At 73.2% G+C, this 18,672-nt stretch carries 17 protein-coding genes; 8 read left to right on the top strand and 9 right to left on the bottom strand.

Annotation, left to right across the window (positions count from 1 at the left end; translation table 11 throughout):
- Positions 1-768: 768 nt before the first annotated feature.
- Positions 769-1,908: a hypothetical protein gene (locus tag AB0D49_RS13870; RefSeq protein WP_362756877.1), complete on the bottom strand. Its 1,140-nt coding sequence runs from the start codon at positions 1,906-1,908 to the stop codon at positions 769-771.
- Between AB0D49_RS13870 and AB0D49_RS13865 the strand changes: the two genes are divergently transcribed.
- Positions 1,822-2,595 (top strand): hypothetical protein, encoded by a 774-nt coding sequence (locus AB0D49_RS13865; protein ID WP_362756941.1) that lies wholly within the window; start codon positions 1,822-1,824, stop codon positions 2,593-2,595. The genes AB0D49_RS13870 and AB0D49_RS13865 overlap by 87 nt on opposite strands.
- Here AB0D49_RS13865 and AB0D49_RS13860 read toward each other — a convergent pair.
- The 3 genes from AB0D49_RS13860 to AB0D49_RS13850 form a co-directional block, all read right to left on the bottom strand.
- Positions 2,487-4,334 (bottom strand): DUF3492 domain-containing protein, encoded by a 1,848-nt coding sequence (locus AB0D49_RS13860; RefSeq protein WP_362755976.1) that lies wholly within the window; start codon positions 4,332-4,334, stop codon positions 2,487-2,489. The two genes, AB0D49_RS13865 and AB0D49_RS13860, sit on opposite strands and share 109 nt — an antisense overlap.
- A 269-nt stretch (positions 4,335-4,603) precedes the next feature.
- The gene (locus AB0D49_RS13855) at positions 4,604-6,121 is read right to left on the bottom strand and encodes a DUF3152 domain-containing protein (protein WP_362755973.1); all 1,518 of its coding nucleotides are present in this window, start codon (positions 6,119-6,121) and stop codon (positions 4,604-4,606) included.
- 186 nt (positions 6,122-6,307) lie between these two features.
- On the bottom strand, positions 6,308-7,318 hold the full coding sequence (locus AB0D49_RS13850) for an alpha/beta hydrolase (protein WP_362755970.1): 1,011 nt from the start codon (positions 7,316-7,318) through the stop codon (positions 6,308-6,310).
- Between the two features lie 312 nt (positions 7,319-7,630).
- Between AB0D49_RS13850 and AB0D49_RS13845 the strand changes: the two genes are divergently transcribed.
- From AB0D49_RS13845 to AB0D49_RS13830, 4 genes are all read left to right on the top strand, one after another.
- Positions 7,631-7,858 carry a hypothetical protein gene (locus AB0D49_RS13845; protein WP_362755967.1) on the top strand — a complete coding sequence of 76 codons (228 nt, stop codon included), beginning with the start codon at positions 7,631-7,633 and terminating at the stop codon, positions 7,856-7,858.
- A gap of 186 nt (positions 7,859-8,044) precedes the next feature.
- Positions 8,045-8,692: a TetR/AcrR family transcriptional regulator gene (locus AB0D49_RS13840; protein ID WP_362755964.1), complete on the top strand. Its 648-nt coding sequence runs from the start codon at positions 8,045-8,047 to the stop codon at positions 8,690-8,692.
- 198 nt (positions 8,693-8,890) lie between these two features.
- A complete protein-coding gene (locus AB0D49_RS13835) occupies positions 8,891-9,118 on the top strand; it encodes a DUF3107 domain-containing protein (RefSeq protein WP_362755961.1) in 228 nt (75 codons plus the stop codon).
- A 310-nt stretch (positions 9,119-9,428) separates the two neighbouring features.
- Positions 9,429-9,698: a hypothetical protein gene (locus AB0D49_RS13830; RefSeq protein WP_362755958.1), complete on the top strand. Its 270-nt coding sequence runs from the start codon at positions 9,429-9,431 to the stop codon at positions 9,696-9,698.
- Between the two features lie 249 nt (positions 9,699-9,947).
- Here AB0D49_RS13830 and AB0D49_RS13825 read toward each other — a convergent pair whose 3' ends face one another.
- On the bottom strand, positions 9,948-10,739 hold the full coding sequence (locus tag AB0D49_RS13825; RefSeq protein WP_362755955.1) for a ferritin-like fold-containing protein: 792 nt from the start codon (positions 10,737-10,739) through the stop codon (positions 9,948-9,950).
- 425 nt (positions 10,740-11,164) lie between these two features.
- Between AB0D49_RS13825 and AB0D49_RS13820 the strand changes: the two genes are divergently transcribed.
- Positions 11,165-13,870, top strand: a complete 2,706-nt coding sequence (locus AB0D49_RS13820) for a DEAD/DEAH box helicase (protein ID WP_362755952.1) — start codon at positions 11,165-11,167, stop codon at positions 13,868-13,870.
- A gap of 87 nt (positions 13,871-13,957) precedes the next feature.
- Positions 13,958-14,830, top strand: a complete 873-nt coding sequence (locus AB0D49_RS13815) for an alpha/beta hydrolase (RefSeq protein ID WP_362755949.1) — start codon at positions 13,958-13,960, stop codon at positions 14,828-14,830.
- Between the two features lie 4 nt (positions 14,831-14,834).
- Here AB0D49_RS13815 and AB0D49_RS13810 read toward each other — a convergent pair whose 3' ends face one another.
- Positions 14,835-15,740, bottom strand: coding sequence for an NYN domain-containing protein (locus tag AB0D49_RS13810; protein ID WP_362756874.1), 906 nt, complete (start codon positions 15,738-15,740; stop codon positions 14,835-14,837).
- Positions 15,741-15,899: 159 nt separating this feature from the next.
- On the opposite strand from AB0D49_RS13810, the gene AB0D49_RS13805 reads away from it, so the two are divergent.
- Positions 15,900-16,052 carry a hypothetical protein gene (locus AB0D49_RS13805; RefSeq protein WP_138049181.1) on the top strand — a complete coding sequence of 51 codons (153 nt, stop codon included), beginning with the start codon at positions 15,900-15,902 and terminating at the stop codon, positions 16,050-16,052.
- Between the two features lie 84 nt (positions 16,053-16,136).
- On the opposite strand, the gene AB0D49_RS13800 is transcribed toward AB0D49_RS13805, so the two are convergent.
- The 3 genes from AB0D49_RS13800 to AB0D49_RS13790 form a co-directional block, all read right to left on the bottom strand.
- Complete coding sequence (locus tag AB0D49_RS13800) at positions 16,137-16,742, bottom strand: MarC family protein (RefSeq protein ID WP_362755945.1); 606 nt, start codon at positions 16,740-16,742, stop codon at positions 16,137-16,139.
- A 70-nt stretch (positions 16,743-16,812) separates the two neighbouring features.
- On the bottom strand, positions 16,813-17,670 hold the full coding sequence (locus AB0D49_RS13795) for a PHP domain-containing protein (RefSeq protein WP_362755942.1): 858 nt from the start codon (positions 17,668-17,670) through the stop codon (positions 16,813-16,815).
- Between the two features lie 306 nt (positions 17,671-17,976).
- Positions 17,977-18,618: a DUF6758 family protein gene (locus tag AB0D49_RS13790; RefSeq protein ID WP_362755939.1), complete on the bottom strand. Its 642-nt coding sequence runs from the start codon at positions 18,616-18,618 to the stop codon at positions 17,977-17,979.
- Between the last annotated feature and the right edge of the window lie 54 nt (positions 18,619-18,672).

Genomic DNA, 18,672 nt, shown 5'->3' with positions numbered 1-18,672 from the left:
CGCCGGTGGCTCCTGGGGCTGCGGTCGCGCCGGGTCGGGAGGTGGTCATCAGTCGTTCTCCTTCGAAGGGTGGTGGTACGGGTGTGGTTGCGGGGGCCTCCGGCGGTGTCGCGGGGGCGGGGTGGGGGGCGATTCCGGCGGCCTCCCGGCGGTGGCGGACCCAAGCCCGGCCCGTGGGGACCGGGAAGCCGGGGCCGCGGTCACCGGGGTCGAGGGGCGTGGTCCCGTGGGGAGCACCGGTGCGGGAGGCGGGATGCCCGCGGGCGAGATCCGCCACGGGCGGGCGGCGCCGCTCCGGGCTCCCGCCACGCGCGGACGCCGGTACGGGACGCGGCGCGGTGACGCGATGGACGTCGAGGCCCGGTCCTCGCACGGGACGCGACGCGGCGACCGAGCGGATGTCGAGGCCCACTCCCGGCACGGGACGAAGCCCGGCGACCCCGGTGACCGCAGCCCCGGCTTCCCGTACGGGACACGGCGCGGCGACCCAGCGGATGTCGAAGCCCACTCCCCGCACCGGACGCAGCCCCGCGACCCCACGGATGCCGAGACCCACTCCCCGTGCGGGACACGGCGCGGCGACCCAGCGGATGTCGAGGCCCCCTCCCGGCACGGGACGCAGCCCCCCCGACCAGACCCGCTCCCCGCACGGGACGAGGCGAGGCAACCCAACGGATGCCGAAGCCCACTCCCCGAACGGGACCAAGCCCCCCGACCCCACGAATGCCGAGACCCACTCCCCGTACTGACACGACCGACGCGGGGCCATCACAGGGACTCCGTTCTCGCGTGGGCCGAGGCACGCGGCAGCACCCGCACCGCGTGGACCAGCAGCGTCAGGGCCGCCGCCGCGCAGATCAGGGTCGGGACACCGCCCGTCCCCCAGAGCCCGACGACGGTCTCGACGGGCACGGAGAGAAGGTCGCAGCCCGGCAGCCGAGCGGCGAAAACGGTCGTCAGCGCCAGGGCCTCCGCACTCGCGGCGGCGGTGAGCACCAGCGACGGAACCTGGGCGAACCCATGGAGGGAGAGGAGCCGGGCGAGCAGCAGCAGGGCGCCGAGCGTGAGGGTCTGGAAGAAGGTGACGGGCTCGCCGAGTACCGCGGCACCACCGGCGAGCAGAGCGGCGAGAGCACCGAGGTACAGGGCGAACACACCGAGCAGCAGCGGCCGTACGGACCCGGTGAACTCCTCCAGCCCCCGACTGGCGCCGAGCCGTCGCCGGGCGGCGACCGTGAACAGGTGGGTCGTCCAGGCGGCCGGAGCGCAGGCCAGGGCGAGCGCGAGCAGCGGGGCGAAGGCCAGCGGCCAGGCGGCGTCCCCCGCGCCGGTCGGCAGGGCGTCGGGACCTCCGGTGACGGCGACTTGCAGCAGTCCGTCGCCGACGACGGCGTATCCGAGGAGCCAGAGGGTCCAGGGGCCGGTGGAGGGGGTCGGTCCGGTCGACGGGCGCCGGGGGGCGAGCGGGCCCCGGGCCAGCGCCGCGCGCAGACCGAGCCCGAGGGCGAGCACCCCGACCGCGGCCACGAGCAGCCGGGCCCGGCCGTCGGTGAGCCGCAGCCCGGCGAGGGTCGCGGCGCACAACGCGCCCGGCAACAGGGTGCGGACCACCCAACCGGCCCGTATCTCGGGCTCCACCGGAGCCTCGACGGGCGGCCGGGCGTCGCCGTCGCGTGGCACCCGGGCGTACATCTCCTCCGCGAGCGAGAAGACGTCCTTGTGCAGGAACCGGCCGGCGGTACGGTCGGTCAGCCCGTACGCCTCCAGCCCGGCCGCGATCTCCAGCGGATCGACGGCACGCTCGCACAGGGCGCGGTGCCGGTGCATCAACGCCTTGACGGGATCGACCGCGCCCCGGCGGGGGACGGTGGCGGCTCTCCGGTCGCCGACGCGGGGGGATGGGGACAGGGAGCGGAAGCGGACGGATGCCAGTGCGCCGTCGCCGCCGCGTACCGGTGCGCTGTCGGCGCCGCGCCCGCCCAGATCGCCGTGACCGCGCCCGCCCAGACCTCCGTCATCGCGTCCGCCCCGACCTTCGCCATCGCGTCCGCCCCGACCCTCGTCACAGCGTCCGCCTCGACCACCGTCACCACGCCCGCCCAGACCGCCGTCGCCATCCCCCTCGCGGAAGCTCAGGCCATCGCCCTCGCGGAAGCTCACGCCATCGCCATCACCACAAACGACCCCATCCGCCCCGAAAGAAAGCGCATCAGCCCCAAGACCCACCACCCCGCCCCCCACGCCGGAGGCGACCGGCACAGCCCCCACAACCCCGTCGCCGTCCCCACCCCCGCCACTCACATCCACCGCCGCCCACACACCCGCCGCCCCGCCGAGATCCCCGACCCACCGCTCGGACCGCGCGTCCCAGGCCCCCGGGCTGCCAGGCGTCCCGGGCAAGTCCACGGCACGCACCCCGTTCACCGCAGCCGACTCATCCCGCCCGGCCGCCTCGCCCACCGCCCCCAAGCCGTCCAGCTCACTCATCACGCCCCCTCCCCCAGACAGGTCATCGCCGACGCACGGACCGGTGGCCCCGCCGCCCACGTCGGGACGGAGCGGGGCGCGGGCCGACGGGACGCGTCGGTCCAGTGACCGGGGACATGGGCTTCGGCCGGACAGGCGAACGGCAGCGGCTCACCGGTCGCGTCCAGGACGACCCGGCGGACCGGATACTGAGAGACGACCTCCAGGTAAATGCCGTTAAATGCCGCGACGTTCTGCTCCACGGTGAAGAGTTCGAGCGCTCGGGCGCGCGCGGCCTCCCCAAGGCGCGTCCGGCGCTCGGGGTCGCGCAACAGCGCCACGCACGCCGTGGCGAGCGCCCGCGGATTGCGCGGCGGCACCACCAGCCCCGTACCGCCGATGACCTCCACCACCGCCCCGACGTCCGTCGACACGGTGGCCCGGCCGCCGAGCATCGCCTCGACCAGGCTGACCGGGAACCCCTCGACCACGCTCGACAGCACGACGACCGCACCGGAGGCGTACGCCGCGGCGGAAGTGGGCAGGTCGGGACCGCCGATCTCCTCGAACGACACCGGGTTCTCCCCCACGGCGTGCGGTCCGACGGCCTCGTCCGGGAACAGATGCGCGGCCAACGCCCGGCAGTGCGCCAGATAGGCGGCCCCCTCCCCACCCGAACCCGAACCCGAACCCGCGCCCGGAACCGGACCCGCCTCAACGGAACCCGAACCGCCCCCCGCCCCCACACTCACCACCCGGAGCCGCGCCCCCGGCTCCACCCGCCGCACCTCCGCGAACGCATGCAGCAGCGACACCAGATCCTTGGCAGGCTCGACCCGCCCGACCCACACCAGCGTGCCGACGTCAGCACCGAGCCCCCCAGCCCCACCGACCCCTCCAGCCCCACCAGCAAACACATCCATCCCCGGATAAACAGTCCGCAGCTTCCCCCGCCCCGCCCCACACCGCTCCTGCCACCGCCGCGCATGTGCGTTGCCGTGCGTGACGACGACCGCCCGGCGGTAGACCTCCGCCGCGAGCCGCCCGTGGAAGCCCGCCAGCAGCGCCCGCACCGCGGGAGCCGCCGCGTCCGCGCCGGACGCCAGATAGCGCGTGCGCACCTGCACGCCGTACTCCGTCACCACCAGCGGTACGCCGGTGAAGTGCCCGGCGAGCAGCCCCGGGAGCGCGCCGACCCCGCCGGAGGCGGCATGGCACAGATCGACCGCGCCGAGCGAGTCGTCCTCGTACCAGTCGAGGGAGAGGGGGCGCAGGGCGCGTTCGAGATGCGCGGCGACGGCCAGCAGATCCGGTACGCGCGCCCCGCGCACGGGTCCGAGGGCGCCGGGCGCACGGCACGCGCGCTCCAGTGCGCGTACGGCGTTCTCCGAGCGCAGCGCGCCCGCGAGCCCGCCCCCCGCGTCCCGGGCCAGCTCAGCGAGCCCGTACAGCGCATAGGCGAAACGGTCCGCCTGAAGCGCGAAGACATCAGAGCCGCCCTTCTCTGAACCCCACGAACCCTCCGAACCCTCCGCCCCCACACCCCCGGCGTACACCCCGGCGCCCGACACCACACCCCCGGCGCACAACCCCCGCACCAACTCCCCGTACGCCTCCGAGAAGCGCCGGCGTGCGCGCCTGCCGAGCCGGACGCCGTCGTCCCCGGCGGTCCACAGCGGAGCGGTCCGCACCCGGGTGACCTGCGGCGGCAGCGCCAGTCGGCCCGCGCTCTCCTGGCGCTCGCTGCGACTGAGCGCGTAGACGTGGAACTCGTGCTGCCCGAGCCCGCGCACGAGCCGGTCGCACCACAGCCTGGCGTCACCGCTCACATACGGATAGCCACCCTCCGTAAGCAGTCCGATGCGCACGAGTGCACCCCCGATCTCCCATGTGGGGAGCCACCGTTACCCGGCGGCTCGCAGCGGGACGAAGGTATGCGGACAAGGCGGTGGCGCGACGGACGGTTGTCCATCGCGCCACCAAAAGGGGTGAACGGTCGTAACTTTCCCGTGCGAGATGCGTTCGATCGCGCTAGGCGATCACCCGGCTACGTACCGCATATCAGACAGACGTACGCGACCACCCACACACCCACGCCACACCCGGCAGCCGCTCCCCGCGGCACCGCCTCCCGGCATCAGCGCCCGGCGTCGCCGGGATAGGGCCACGGGTTGGGCAGACACCGCACCCCGTCGAACTCGAGGAACTTGGTCTGCTGCTGCATGACCGGCGCGAGATCGCCGTCCTTGTCGCAGGTCACATGGGTGAAGCCGAGCCGGTGCCCGACCTCGTGATTGATCAGCATCTGCCGGTAGGCGAAGATCTCGTCGTCGCCGTACGTCTCCGATCCCTGCGCCCAGCGGTACGCGTTGATCATCACGCGCTCGGTGGAGGCGGAGTCGCAGGACACGTTGTCGATGGTCGTGTCCAGCCCCGACATGGCACACCACTCCCCGGTGGTCCCGGGACTGGCCAGCGTGATCACGAAGTCCGGCGAGCCACTGTGGATGCGCTCGAACGTACGACCGCCGTCGTGCGCCCAGCTCCGCTCGTCGTTCAGCGTGGTCTGCACGGCCTCGGCGAACAGCGCGCCATCGAGCCCGAGCCCCTCCTCGACATCGACGCGGTAGGTGTACTTCTCCCCCGAGCCCGGCGCCTTGGCGACGCCCTTGATCGCCTCGAAGGTCCCCGGCCCGGCCATCGACGCGCTCAGCGGATAGAGCTTGGACATCTTCTGGTCGTAACTCAGCGGCCGGGGTCGCGGCGACTCGGAAGGCGTCGGCCGCCCGTCCCCGCGCGAGGCCGGGTCCCGGCTGTCCCGCGTCTGATCGGCGGCGGACGACGACTGGACGGAGGAGTCGTCCCCGCCGTCGCGCACCTGCCCGGCGACGACCACGGCCAGCACCGTCGTCACCGCGAGCGCCGCGATCCCGGTGAACGTACGTCCCTTGCCGCCCCTCGTCCGCTCGGGCGCGGTGACCGGCGGAGCGTCCTCCTCCGGCGCCCGGGGCCCGGTGAGCAGCCCGACCCGGCCCGTACGCCCGCCGTCCCGGCCGGTGGCGGAGGCGGAGGCGTACGGATCGTCGGGGCGGCCCTGCTGCCGGGAGACGAAGACACCGTCGCCGCCGTCCGGGGCGTCGAAGGCGTCGACGTAGTCCTGGCGGGGCCCTCCGGGGGGCGTGGGCCGCTGTCGCGGTATGCCCCCGCCGCCACCGCCACTGCCCCCACCGCTGCCGCCGGACGGGCCCCGCCCCCGGAACTCGCCCCAGCCACCGCCGGTCTCATGCTGCTCGGGATGCCCCCCGCGGGTGTGGGCACCGCGCGCCGGTCCGCCGTCGGGCGTCCGGGGAAAGCCATGCGCGGGCGTACCGTCCGGGAGCCGGGGGAAACCGTGCGCGGGCGTACCGTCCGGCAGCCGCGGAAACCCGTGCGCCGGGGTGCCGTCGGAGAGCCTCGGCCCACCGCCCCCGGCCGCTCCTCCCGTGCCGGGCGCACCGGGCGCCGCCCGGCGTGGCCCTCTGGCCTCGGGCGTTCCCTCGCCCCGCGCCGCACCGCCGGAACCGCGCGCCGACTCGGCCCCCGCCCCCCGGCGACGGCCCCCGGTGTCCGCGGCGTCCCCCTTGGGGGCGGGCCCACGGCGACTGTGGCGTCCCACGTCCCGCCTCAGCTCCCTGTGTTCGTCTGCGTGCCGATACGTGCCCACTGCATGTCCACCACGTGCCCTCTGTACGGTCCACATGTACGGGCTACATGCGGCGGCCGTATGTACCCGCTCCACCTCTGCGTACCGCGTACTGCCGTGTCTCTGTGTACCGCGTACCGCGTACTGCCTGTCGCGCCCCTACCGTTGACGCGCCCGCCCACCCGGCGGCGGGTCCGCCGTCGCATCCGTACCCGATTCCGCCCCGGCATCCCGGAGCAGCTCACGAAACGCCGTGGACACCGTCTCCGGATACTCCATCATCGCCACATGCCCGGCGTCCGGGAGGGTCAGCAACCGGGAGTCGCGGAAACTGCGGGCCGCCCGCTGGGCCATCCGGAAACCGACGAGCTGGTCCCGGCCGCCGTAGACGAGCAGCGTCGGCGCGAGGACCCGTTCGGCCTGCCGCCACAGCCCATGCTGGCCACCGAGCGTGTACGCGTCGACGATACCCCGCGCGGAACGGGCCATCGCGTCCCAGAAGTACGGCAGTTGGAGCCGCCGTTCCATCTCCTCCACGGCGTTGCTGAACCCCTCGGGCGTCACCCGGCCGGGGTCGCCGTAGCACAGCGACATCACCCCGCGGACCCGCTGCTCGGCGGACCAGTCGGCGGTGAAACGGGTGAACATGCGGGCCACCCCGGGCAGAGCGAGCAGCGCGGTGGGCACCGCCGTGCGCTGGACGCGCAGCTCCGGCAGGGCGGGCGAGACCAGCGTCAGCGTCCGGACCAGATCGGGGCGTACGGCGGCCACACGGGTGGTGACCGCTCCGCCGAGCGAGTTGCCGACCAGGTGGACGGGGCCGCGCCCGGCGGCGTCGAGATGGCGGATGACCGCGCGGGCGTGCCCGGTGACCGAGTAGTCGCCGTCGTCCGGCGGCGGGGAGTCGCCGAAGCCCGGCAGATCCAGGGCCTCGCCGTCGACCGTGTCGTCGAGCAGCTCCATGAGCGCCGACCAGTTCTGCGAGGAGCCGCCGAGCCCGTGCACGTACAGCGCGGGCGGGAGCCCCTCATGGCGGCCCGGCCGGGAACGGACCGTCAGCGAGATGCCGGGCAGCCGTACCGACCGCAGCCGCTCGCCGTCCGCGACCCGGACGGGCGTCACTTTCGGAAGCACGTCGGCCGTCACGGGCGGCAACTCGGTCGAAGACATGCGGCAATGTTACGAGACGATCACGTACCGACTCAGGTGTTCGCCTGTGTTCGCCCTCACACGTCAGTTCGCCCCCGCCTCACCGAGAACCGCCCTCCGTGGTCCCGTAACCCGCCCACCACGCTTCGTGACTCCGCGTAGACGGTCCCTATGTCCCGCCCCCGGGAGCGCGCCCCAGGAAACGGGCCGGGACCACAAAGGCCCGCCCATGGATCGCCATCCCCCCTCCCGTCTCCTACGCTCGAAGTGAGCCCACCCGCGTGTGGCCCCTGCATGCATCAGGGACGGATGTTCGTAGGAAGGGGGCCCGCCATGGCCGTCGATCCCACCGATCCCGACACCTTCACGGACCAGGAGGAGACCCGCGGCGCCGAGGAGTACGGCGTCGAGGCTCCGGCCGCCGACGCCGCCGAGCAGGACACGGACCTCACCCCGCACCACGACGAACCGCTGACCCGCGCGGCCACCGACGAGGCCGACGACGCCGACCTCGCCGAGCAGTCCCGGGTGGTCGCGCTGGACGAGGACGACTACCGCTGACGGCACCGGCCCGCCCACCAACCCCGCCCGGTTTACCCCGGCCGGACCGTGTTCGCGGCCATACGCACGGCTTTCTTGACCGTCCGGTCCGTGAAATTCTGCGCTCGCACCGCGCACACCACGGTTACCGAAAAGTACGATGGCCGCGCGGCGGCACACCGCATATGGACGATTTTGGGAGGCGGCGTGACAGCCATCGAGCAGACAGAGGCGGCGCGCCCGCGAGGCACCCGCCTGCCGCGCCGTGCGCGACGGAACCAGCTGCTGGGCGCCGCACAGGAAGTCTTCGTGGCCCAGGGCTACCACGCGGCGGCGATGGACGACATCGCCGAGCGGGCCGGGGTCAGCAAGCCGGTGCTCTACCAGCACTTCCCGGGCAAGCTCGACCTGTACCTCGCCCTGCTGGACCAGCACTGCGAGGCCCTCATCCAGGCCGTACGGGGCGCGCTCGCCTCGACGACCGACAACAAGCAGCGGGTCCGGGCGACCATGGACGCCTACTTCGCCTATGTCGAGGACGAGGGCGGCGCCTTCCGGCTGGTCTTCGAGTCGGACCTGACCAACGAGCCGGCCGTGCGTGAGCGGGTCGACAAGGTCACCAACGACTGCGCCGAGGCCATCTGCGACGTGATCGCCGAGGACACGGGGCTGTCCCGCGCGGAGTCGATGCTGCTGGCCTCGGGTCTCGGCGGGCTCGCCCAGGTGGTGGCCCGCTCCTGGCTGCACAGCGACCGCAGCGTCCCGCGCGACCAGGCCGTCCAGCTGCTCACCTCGCTGGCCTGGCGCGGCATCGCCGGATTCCCCCTGCACGGCACGGAACAGCCGCACCACTGACCCGGTACGGCAACCGCACCACCGGTTCGGCACCGAACCGGTCCGGGCAGCCGCGCCACCAGGTCGGCTCTTTGTTCCCGCCTCCTGTTCGCTCCTGGCGTGGCAGGGCGGAGCGTGCGCGTCCCCTCACCGGGCTAATGTGTGCTGCGTACGGCGCGGAAGGTCGCGCACATCACTGACCGTCGGAGGGACATAGCCGTGGAGGTCAAGATCGGCGTGCAGCACTCGCCGCGCGAGATCGTTCTGGAGAGCGGTCAGACCGCCGAGGAGGTCGAGCGTGTGGTCGCCGAGGCGCTGGAGGGCAAGTCTCGCCTGCTGAGCCTGGTGGACGAGCACGGCCGCAAGCTCCTCATCCCGGCCGACCGCCTCTCGTACGTGGAGATCGGCGAGGCGGCCCCGCGCAAGGTGGGCTTCGGCGCGCTGTAGTCGCCCCGCCGGACACGCCGCTGAGGCGCCGCCGCGCGGGCGGGCGCCCACAGAGCGACAGAACGCCACAGAGGTGGACGGAACGCCACGAAGGCGAACGAGACGCCACAAAGGCCGGTGGCTCCGCGATCGAGCAGCACCCGCGGAGCGACCGGCCTTTGACATGCCGTCAGCCGTGCCGGGCGTACCACGGCCCGCCTCCACACGTTGACCACAGTTCACGCACAGAGGGGGATTGCATTCCGCAGGTCAGGGGTATGACCGGCTACGACCGTTTAGGGCAGGACGGCCGGGTGGGAGGAACCCCGACATGGTCTTGGAAGCGATCAGCTCCGCGGTGCTCGGTCTGGCCCTCGCATGGATGGCCGCGAGTCGGCTCCCGCACCGACTGCCCGCCCGCCCGCTCGTTCTGTCGACCGGCGTGGCCGGGTCCCTCTTCGGCGCCTTCCTCACCCACAGCGCGCTGGAGACGGCGAGTCTGCTGCTGGTCCTGACCGGCTCGGGCATCGTCGCGACGGCCTCCGTCTCCCTGCTGGTCCGCCCGACGGGCAGACTCCGCCGCCGCTCGGCGACGGCGTAGCCACGGCCCCGGGTCCCGGCCCGGCCCCGGATGTCGGCCCCGCCAGACGCCCCGCCGGACGCCCGACCAGACGCCCCGCCAAACGCCCTCCCCGCCCGGCCCCAGGTCCCGGCCCCGCCAAACGCCCCGCCCGACCCCGGGCGCAAAGCCCACCACACGCGCCACGCCCCCGCGCCGCACCCGCCCCGCGCGGGGCCCGCCCCAGCCCCACCCGCCCCGCAAGGGGCCCGGCACTCCCCCCGCCGCCCCCTACGCGGCCAGCCCCAACGCCGCCATCCGCTTGGTGTGCGCCTCGGTGATCCGGGAGAACATCCGCCCGACCTCCGCGAGATCGAACCCGTCGGCGACCCCGCCGACCAGCATCGTCGAGAGCGCGTCCCGCTCCGCCACCACCCGCTGCGACTGCGACAGCGCCTCCCCCATCAGCCGCCGCGCCCACAGCGCCAGCCGCCCGCCGAGCCGCGGGTCCGCGTCGATCGCGGCCCGCACCTTCTCCACCGCGAAGCCCCCGTGCCCGGTGTCGTCCAGCACGGCCAGCACCAGCTGCCGGGTGTCGGAGTCCAGCCGGACGGCGACCTCACGGTAGAAGTCACTGGCGATCGAGTCCCCGACATACGCCTTGACCAGGCCCTCCAGCCAGTCCGAGGGGGCGGTCTGGCGGTGGAAGCCATCGAGCGCGGCGACGAACGGCTGCATGGCCGCCGTCGGCTCCTCGCCGATCTCGGTGAGCCGGTCCCGCAACCGTTCGAAGTGGTGGAACTCGGCCGACGCCATCTTCGCCAGCTCCGCCTTGTCCGCCAGGGTCGGGGCCAGCTTGGCGTCCTCGGCGAGCCGCTCGAAGGCCGCCAGCTCCCCATAGGCGAGGGCCCCCAGCAGATCCACCACCGCGGCCCGGTACTGCGGGTCGGCGGCGGCCAGCGCCCAGTCCTGGGCGGCGACCCCGGTGTGCCCAGCGGTGTCGGAGGCCGTGTCGGAGGCCACGTCGGAGGGGGTGTCGGAGGGGGTGCGATCAGGCGTGTCAGGCGTGTCAGCGGAGGTCATGCAGCGCACAATAGCCCGCCCGCAGCCCGACGGAACCCCCTGGCCGCACCCGCCCGGAACGCCCCGCGCACCCCCGTGCACGGACCCTGCGCCGACCCGTGCGCCGACCCCGCGAACACCCTCTCGGGCCCGATTGTGAACGCTCCCGTGAATGTGACGATGGCAACGTGACCGAATCGGCCATCGCGTGTGCGCCATTCCGGGGTATGGTGGTAATGCGCCTGCTGAGTATCCAGTCGTCATGTCGTCACACGACGACCGCGCTCGACAGGCCGCACGTATGAGGATGCCCGGTCGGTGGCCCGATCGGCTCCGACCCGACAGCTCTCCCTGACCGCACGGCCCGGTTCCCACCGAGGACGTACGACGATCGGAGAGACCCCTCAGCGGTACGAGCGCTAGAGCGTCGGCAGAGGTCCCGTGCCATGCCATACGGCTCGCCGTGCGGCGGCCGACGTCCCCCCGGCACGGTCAGCACGACCCCCGCGCTCGCCTCGCACCGCGCACACAGAAGAGGCAAAACCCTGACTACGTCGTTCCGAGAGCTCGGGATTCTTCCCGAGACCGCCGAGGCCCTGGAGGCCGTCGGCATCGTCACCCCGTTCCCCATCCAGGAGATGACCCTCCCCGTCGCCCTCTCCGGCACGGACGTCATCGGACAGGCCAAGACCGGCACCGGCAAGACGCTGGGCTTCGGCCTGCCGCTCCTGGAGCGCGTCACCGTCCCCGCCGACGTGGAGGCCGGACGCGCCGCCCCCGACTCCGTCACCGACGCCCCGCAGGCGCTGATCGTCGTCCCGACCCGCGAGCTGTGCCAGCAGGTCACCAACGATCTGCTGACCGCGGGCAAGGTGCGCAACGTACGCGTCACCGCGATCTACGGCGGCCGGGCCTACGAGCCCCAGGTCGATGCCCTGCGCAAGGGTGTCGACGTCGTCGTCGGCACGCCCGGCCGGCTGCTCGACCTCGCGGGCCAGAAGAAGCTCAATCTGAAGCACGTCCGCTGCCTGGTCCTGGACGAGGCCGACGAGATGCTCGACCTGGGCTTCCTGCCCGACGTCGAGAAGATCATCGACATGCTTCCGGCCAAGCGCCAGACCATGCTGTTCTCGGCCACCATGCCGGGCGCGGTCATCGGCCTCGCCCGCCGGTACATGTCGCAGCCCACGCACATCCGCGCCACCGCGCCGGACGACGAGGGCGCGACGGTCGCGAACATCGCGCAGCACGTCTACCGCGCGCACAACATGGACAAGCCCGAGCTGGTCGCGCGCATACTCCAGGCCGACGGCCGTGGCCTGGCCATGGTCTTCTGCCGCACCAAGCGCACCGCGGCCGACCTCGCCGACCAGCTCAAGCAGCGCGGCTTCGCCTCCGGCGCGGTCCACGGCGACCTCGGCCAGGGCGCCCGCGAGCAGGCGCTGCGCGCCTTCCGCAACGGCAAGGTCGACGTCCTGGTCTGCACCGATGTCGCCGCCCGAGGCATCGACGTCGAAGGTGTGACCCACGTCATCAACTACCAGTCGCCGGAGGACGAGAAGACCTACCTCCACCGCATCGGCCGCACCGGCCGCGCGGGCGCCTCGGGTACGGCGATCACGCTGGTCGACTGGGACGACATCCCGCGCTGGCAGCTGATCAACAAGGCGCTGGAGCTGAACTTCAACGACCCGCCCGAGACGTACTCCACGTCCCCGCACCTGTTCGCCGAGCTGAGCATCCCCGCGGGCACCAAGGGCATCCTGCCGCGCTCGGAGCGCACCCGCGCCGGGCTCGACGCGGAGGAGCTGGAGGACCTGGGCGAGCCGGGCGGACGCGGTCAGCGTGGCCGCGGCGCTCGCGGCGAGTCCCGTGGCGACCGCGGCGACCGTTCCGGGCGCCCGGACCGCTCCGAGCGCTCCGACCACGCCGAGCGGGAGCGTCCGGCCCGTACCCCGCGCCGTCGCCGCCGCACCCGTGGCGGTACGCCGCTGGAGGCCGGGGCCGTGCAGGAGACGGCCGCCCCCGCGGTCACCCCGGCCGCCGAGGACGAGGCCACCGGTCCGCGCACCCCGCGCCGCCGTCGCCGTACGCGCAGCGTGGGCCAGGCACCGGCGCCCGTGGCGGAGGCGACGACCGAGGCCGTGGCGTCCGTGACGACGGCGGAGGGCCCGGCGACGCTCGTGGCGCAGCCGTCCGCGCCGCCGCAGACGGGCACCGCCGAGCTGGAGTCCGCCCCGGCCAAGCCGCGCCGCCGCCGCACCCGCAAGTCGGCGGAGCCGGCCGAGACCACCGGGACCACCGGGACCACCGGGACGGCGGAGCCGACCGTGACCGCCGAGGCAGTCGCGGCGCCGGAAGCCCCGGCCGCCCTGCCCGAGCTGGTCGAGGCCGTCGGTGCCGTCGAGGCTGTGGCAGCCGTCGAGGCCAAGCCGCGTCGCCGTACCCGCAAGACCGCCGCCCCGGCCCCGGCCGAGACGGTGGACGCCGCCGCCGCGACCGCGCTCGACACGGCGGAGGGCGCGGAAGCCGCCCCCAAGGCGCGCCGCACCCGCAAGACGGCCGTCAAGAAGACGGCCGCCGAGCCCGAGGTGACGGCCGAGGCCGCCGCCGAGGCCAAGCCGAAGCGGACCCGCAAGAAGGCGACGGCAGCCGCTCCCGAGGCCGTCCTCGACACCGTCGAGGACACGGCGGCGGAGGCCAAGCCCAAGCGGGCGCCCCGCAAGAAGGCCGCCGCGGCGCCCGTGACCACGGACGCCCCGGTGACCACCGGCCCCGCCGCCGAGGCGGAGCCCGAGGTCAAGCCGAAGCGGACCCGCAAGAAGGCCACGACCACGGCCACGGCCGCCACCACCGCCGTGGACACGGCCGAGGGCGCGGAGGCCAAGCCGAAGCGGACCACGACCCGCAAGACGGCAGCCACGAAGACGACGGCCAAGAAGACGGCCGCCAAGGCCACCGCGGACGCCGAGGCCACGGCTGACGCCCCGGTCGCTGACGCCGCCGAGGCCAAGCCCAAGCGCGCCCCTCGCAAGAAGGCCGCCGCCGCGATCCCGGCCCAGGCCACCGCCGGTGAGGCCGACGCCGAGCCGAAGCCGAGGGTCCGCCGGACCCGCAAGGCGACGGTCGCCGCCGAGCCCACCGAGGGCTGACCGACCCGGCACCCCGACGGCCCGGTTCCTCCCAGGAGGAGCCGGGCCGTCGCCGTACGCACCCAACGCCCCCGTTACCCTCGCAGCGTGAGCCGACCTCCGTCCTTGACGCCGCCGCCCGCCGCCCGCGCCTACCCCCTGCACACCGCGCGGGGCGACTTCGCCGTGGTCGACCACCCCGTGGCACCCGGCGTCGAGCCCCGGGGGACCGCGCTGCTGCTGCCCGGGTTCACCGGCAGCAAGGAGGACTTCCGGCTGCTGCACGCACCGCTCGCCGCCCGGGGCTACCGCACGGTGGCGGTGGACGGCCGCGGCCAGTACGAGTCGGACGGCCCGGTGCACGACGAAGCGCCGTACGCGCAACCCGAGTTGGCGAGGGACGTCCTCGCCCAGGCGGCGGCCCTCGGCACCCCGCTGCATCTCTTCGGCCACTCCCTGGGCGGCCAGATCGCCCGCGCGGCCGTCCTGCTGGAGGCGCCCGCGCCCGCCTCCTTCCGCTCCCTCACCCTGATGTCGTCCGGCCCGGCGCAGATCTCAGGGCCCCAGCAGGAGCGGGTGAAGCTGCTGCGGGACGCGCTCGCGGTGATGTCGATGGCGGAGGTGTGGGAGGCGATCGAGTCGATGGACGCACCCGAGGACATCGCGGACCCGGCGGTCGGCGAGGACCATCTGCGAGTGCGCTGGCTGGGCAACAAGCCCGCCCAGCTGATCGCGACCGGCCGCCAGTTGTGCGTCGAGCCGGACCGGGTCGCCGAACTGGCCGCCGTCCCGCTCCCGTACCACGTGCTATCCGGCGCGACCGACGGCACCTGGCCGCTGCCGCTGCTGGACGACATGGCCGTACGGCTGCACGCGCGCCGCACGGTCGTCGCGGACGCGGACCATTCGCCGAACATCGATCAGCCGCTGCCGACCGCCGAGGCCGTCGCCGACTTCTGGGACACGGTCCCCATCGAGTAGGAACTCAGTACAGCGTCCGCAGATGCTCCCAGAACCCGTCCCGCAGGGCCCGGCGCAGATCGGCCTGGCCCCGCAGCGAGTACTGGAGGATGCCCTCCGCCTCGACCAGCAGATCCTGGTCGACGGAGCCGGGCAGATAGGGATGGCCGGGCAGCAGCTCCACCAGGGCCTCGCGCCCGCGTGAGGCCAGCCACTTCGCCGCGATCTGGGCGCCGACGAAGCGCACGTCCTCCCGGCTGGGCCGGGTCGCCCCCGCGTTCTCGTAGGCGGCGGCGGTGCGCCTGCTGACGTACGGCTTGAAGAAGTCGAGGTCGAGGGTGCGCTGGCTGTCGACCTCCCAGAGCAGCGGTTCGGCCTGATTGCGCGCCTCGGGGGCCTCGATGCCCCACAGGTGCACCCGGGCGCCGTAGCCCTGGGCTGCCTCGACGGCCGAGACCAGGTCCTCGTCGCCGCCGAGCAGGGCCGCGTCGCTGACCGCGCGGTGCCGGGCGAGGGACTCCAGGTCGGTGCGGATGAGCGAGTCGACGCCCTTCTGCTGGTTGTTGGCGTTGAGGTTGCCGAGGCGGACCTTGACGTCCGGGAGTTCGGCGATGGACTGCTGCTCACCGGTGTGGATGCGGCGCCGGGCGCCGTCGTACCAGTAGACCCGCAGCAGGCGGCTGTCGGCGAAGATCTGCCGGGCCTTGTCGATCAGCGCCTCGATCAGCCCCTCGGCGTCGAGATCGAAGGCGCGGCGGTCCTCCGTCCCCGCGACCAGGCGGCCGGCGGCGGCGTAGAGATAGCCCGCGTCGACGAAGATCGCATGGGTCGAGGGCGTCTTCGCCACCTCGGCCAGCATGCGTTGCAACAGCTCGTTCGTGCGGTCGATGCGGGCGGACAGCGCCGCCAGGTCCTCGTTCATCCATTCCATTGTCCCGGCGGTCACGCTACGAACACAACCGGTCCCGATCAGTCTCCGCCTACTTTCTTACCCAGGGGTAATTAGGCGTGCGAAAATTTTCTTTAGCGTAGGGAATGTTTGTAACAGCCCGACTGTTGACTACGACTGGAACACGAAGGGAGAAGCATTATGCGCTTCGAGATCATGCGCCTCGACGACGTGGACGGCACGCCCGTGGACACCACCGTCGTGGACGCCGCCTCCGTCAACCGGATCGTTCAGCAGGCCGCCGCCATCGGACAGCGGCTGTGGATTCGCCCCGCCGACAGTTCGGCCTCGTAACACGCGTCGCACGGACCGGTTGTCACCGGCCGCTTCAGGGCCCCTCATGGCACCCCGTGAGGGGCCCTGTCGCGTTCCCGCCGGTCAGCTCCCCTGGATCACCTGGGTCACGCCGTTGATGATCTGCTGCACGGCGATCGCGGAGAGCATCATCCCGGCGAGCCGGGTCACCAGCACCACACCGCCGTCCTTGATGACCCGGATGATCAGCAGCGAGTACCGCATGACCAGCCACAGCACCACATGGATGACGAGGATCGCGGTCCACACCGACAGCTGGGTGCCGAAGCTGTCGGCCTTCTGCACGGCGAGGATCACCGACACGATCGCGCCCGGCCCGGCCAGCAGCGGCATACCCAGCGGGACCAGGGCGACATTGACGTCCTTGGTCTGCTGGGGCTCGTCCGACTTGCCGGTGAGCAGATCGAGCGCGATCAGCAGAAGCAGCAGCCCACCGGCGATCATCAGGGCCGGTACGGAGACATGCAGATAGTTCAGGATCTGGTGGCCCAGCACCCCGAAGACGGTGATCACCCCACCGGCGACACAGACCGCCTGGAAGGCCATCCGCCGCTGTACGGCGGCCGGGCGCCCGGAGGTGAGTCCGAGAAAGATCGGGGTGATCCCGGGAGGGTCCATGATCACGAAGAGGGTCAGAAAGAGCGAGCCGAAGACGGCGAGGTCGAACACGGTGAAGCCTTGAGCCTTGAAACGGAGGGACAGGGAGGACAGGGACGACAGGGAAGGGGGGAGACCGGTCTCAGCGTCCGCCGGTCCCGGGCACGGGGAACGCGCCGGTCGCCCGTCGGACGATCTCGCCGTACACCTCGGGGTCGGTCAGGTTCTCGCCGAGCACACAGGTCTTGCGGCTGCCGTGGTAGTCGCTGGACCCGGTGACCAGCAGCCCCAGCTCCCCGGCCAGACCGCGCAGCCGCGCCCGGGTGTCCGGGTCGTGGTCCATGTGGTCGACCTCGATGCCGTCGAGTCCGGCGGCGGCCAGCTCGGCGACCGTCGCCTCCGGCACCGTGCGCCCGCGCTTGGCGGCGCCCGGGTGGGCGAAGACGGTGACCCCGCCCGCGGCCTTGACCAGCCGGATCGCCTCGAAGGGATCCGTCTCGTGCTTGTCCATATGGGCCCGGCCGCCGTCGCCGAGCCAGTCCGCGGTGAAGGCGTCGTCCACACTGCGTACGACGCCCAGCTCGACCAGCGCGGTCGCGATGTGCGGCCGTCCCACCGATCCGTCGCCCGCGATCCGCGCCACCTGCTCCCAGGTGACCGGCGCTCCGAGCGCGTTCAGCTTGGCGATCATCCCCTGGGCCCGGGGCACCCGGTCGTCGCGCACCAGCTCCCGCTCGGCGAGCAGCGCGGGCTCCCGCGCGTCGAAGAGGTACGCCAGCATGTGCATGCTGATCCCGTCGACACGGCAGGACAGCTCGGCCCCGGTGACCAGCGTGAGCCCCTCGGGCAGCGCGGCGAGCGCCTCGGCGTGTCCGCGCGTGGTGTCGTGATCGGTCAGCGCGACGACGTCGAGCCCGGCCGCGACGGCGTTCCGCACCAGCTCCCCGGGACGGTCCGTCCCGTCGGAAGCGGTGGAGTGCGTATGCAGATCGACCCGCACGACACCCTCCCCCACACCAGCCCGACAGAACCCATTAAGCCTAACCGCCCCAAGAACCAGCAAAGCCCCACGCTCCCCGGAACGCCGCTCTCCGCGGAGAGCACAAGCAGCCGCTCACCTTGGAAGCGCGGGCACGTGTCTCCCAGGGGCGCTGGGGGGTACCCCCTCTGGGGGAGGAACGGCGCGAAGAGCGACCACGCACCCGCACCCGACGACCCACGACCACAACCCTCTCAGGGGCGCGGGGAACTGCGCGAAAAGCGACCACCCACCCGCACCCGACAACCGTCCCTCACCCCCCACCCCCTACGGCTCAAGCAACCGCCGCGCCAAAACCCCACACGGCACCAACTCGATCTCCGCCCCCGCATCCCGCAGATCCGTCAACACCAGCTCCTCGTACATCAGCAGTCCCGCCTGCTCCGGCCACACCACCGCCCACAGCCACAGCCCGCGCGCCTCCCCCGCGAACACCGCCCGGTCGGCCGGCGGCCCCGAGACATGCCACATCGGCGTCGGCCGCCCCGCCGCCAGCACCTTCGCCTCCGCCGGTTTCTCGACGCTCATGTACGGCCCCGGATCGGGCCCGTCGATCCCCGCGTACCGCGCGCCGAGCCCGACACCGATCTCCTCGGCGATCAGGATCAGCTCGCACGTCCCGCCGAACGGCCCCGGCCCTGAGCAGGCCACGGCGGTGGCCCGGACCCCGCTGCGGTCGTCGCCCGCGCACGCGACCCCGGTGAACAGCCACCCCACGGGCAGCGGCCACGGCATCCAGACCGGCACCTGCGTCCGCTGCGCGACAACGGCGAGCGCCTCGACGCTGGGCGGCACCACGGGCTGCACGGGATGCACCGCGCCATGGACAGCGCACTGCCAGGAGTCGGCGAAAAGACCGGGAGCCCTGACCCGGCCACCGCACTTCGGGCAACTGGGTTCGCCCCTCATAGAGCCCCACGGTCCTACCCGGGCCCCGTCCCGTCAAGGACGATCACCCGTCCG

Origin of the sequence: Streptomyces sp. NPDC048290 (assembly GCF_040652095.1) — a bacterium.
Lineage (GTDB): Bacteria > Actinomycetota > Actinomycetes > Streptomycetales > Streptomycetaceae > Streptomyces.
The sequence above is the reverse complement of the archived record's forward strand: the minus strand, read 5'-3'. Positions and strand labels throughout refer to the sequence as shown.